This window comes from Streptomyces litmocidini (assembly GCF_014649755.1).
Taxonomy (GTDB): domain Bacteria; phylum Actinomycetota; class Actinomycetes; order Streptomycetales; family Streptomycetaceae; genus Streptomyces; species Streptomyces litmocidini.
This window is the reverse complement of sequence record NZ_BMTQ01000067.1, coordinates 1-1018: the sequence shown is the minus strand read 5'-3', so window position 1 is coordinate 1018 and position 1018 is coordinate 1. Positions and strand designations below refer to the sequence as shown.

Sequence of the window (1018 nt, the reverse complement as noted above, 5' to 3'; positions counted from 1 at the left end):
GCCGAGTTTAATTGCAATTCAACAAACCGACAGTAATTACTGGATTACAAAGTATCCATTGCTTCGAATTCAAATTTGATTTATCAAGCTGGTTTATCTAATTTATCCACTGCGTCGAATTCAAATTTGATCGCCTTCCATACTTCACAAGCAGCAGCTAGTTCAGGACTCCATTTGCTAGCCTCGCGGATAATTTCATTACCCTCGCGGGCAAGGTCACGTCCCTCATTACGAGCTTGTACACATGCTTCTAAAGCTACTCGATTAGCTACGGCACCCGGTGCATTTCCCCAAGGGTGTCCTAAAGTTCCTCCACCGAATTGTAGTACGGAATCATCTCCAAAGATCTCGGTCAAAGCAGGCATATGCCAAACGTGAATACCCCCCGAAGCTACGGGCAGAACACCTGGCATAGAAACCCAATCTTGAGTGAAATAAATACCACGGCTTCGATCTTTTTCAATAAAATCATCACGTAGTAAATCAACAAAGCCCAAAGTTATGTCCCTTTCTCCTTCAAGTTTACCTACTACTGTACCAGCGTGAATATGATCTCCACCAGACATACGTAAAGCTTTAGCTAGTACACGAAAGTGCATACCATGATTCTTCTGTCTATCAATAACTGCGTGCATTGCGCGATGGATGTGAAGAAGTAGACCATTATCTCGGCAATAATGAGCCAAGCTAGTATTTGCAGTGAACCCACCTGTTAAGTAGTCGTGCATTACGATAGGAACTCCCAATTCTCTAGCACACACGGCCCTTTTGATCATTTCTTCACATGTACCTGCAGTAGCATTCAAGTAATGCCCTTTGATTTCACCTGTTTCAGCCTGTGATTTATAAATTGCTTCGGCACAAAATAAGAAACGGTCTCTCCAGCGCATAAATGGTTGGGAGTTCACATTCTCATCATCTTTGGTAAAATCAAGCCCGCCACGTAGACATTCATAAACTGCTCTACCGTAGTTCTTAGCGGATAACCCCAATTTAGGTTTAATAGTACATCCTAATA

The 1018-nt window shown here is 42.6% G+C and carries 1 protein-coding gene; it reads right to left on the bottom strand.

The annotated features are described in order from the left end of the window. Window positions 1-83 precede the first annotated feature (83 nt). Window positions 84-1018, bottom strand: a 935-nt coding sequence (locus IE180_RS37935) for a ribulose-bisphosphate carboxylase large subunit (RefSeq protein ID WP_190161118.1), incomplete at its 5' end; no start/stop codon positions are given.